At 46.3% G+C, this 512-nt stretch carries 1 protein-coding gene; it reads left to right on the top strand.

The features are described from left to right. Positions 1-89: 89 nt before the first annotated feature. Positions 90-512 (top strand): hypothetical protein (locus J7439_RS26180; RefSeq protein WP_209204985.1); only part of this gene is annotated, 423 nt, incomplete at its 3' end.

Here is a 512-nt window from a genome sequence, read left to right as displayed (position 1 = left end):
GAATGGACGAGCTATTCAGAACTGTGCCTGCAATCTCACAGTGGTACCGACTACACCGGGTACTCAGGCCACAGAAAATGCAGCAATTCATGGATGCCTGTCTTGACTACCAGGCTAAACCTGAAACTGTTCCGGAATTAGTGACTCAGCAACGGTTGCTGGAAGGAATGCTCCTGATAAACCATTATCTACCTGAGCACGGGAATATACCGGATCTCTGTTTTTCAAACCGGGTGTCAACTGCTGATGAAAGAGGCGTGATTGTTGATGGTGATCACGTCATGTTGGGCCAGAAACGCCTGTGGTACTTTATCACGGCCATACTGTTCGAGCTTAAACAAACAGAGTATCAATTCAGGAATCAAAATCTTACTGTCATGCCACTCGATGGTGAACCGGTTGTACTCCAAAAACCGGATTTTACCCTCACGGATACCGGCCTTGTTATAAAGAACTGGACATTGGAACAGTTGACCGCATTTTTCAAGGCCACTGAATTCACAGAACAATGG

The sequence above is a fragment of the Salinisphaera sp. G21_0 genome (assembly GCF_017744115.1).
GTDB lineage: Bacteria > Pseudomonadota > Gammaproteobacteria > Pseudomonadales > Endozoicomonadaceae > Endozoicomonas.
This window is presented reverse-complemented; position numbering and strand designations above follow the sequence as displayed.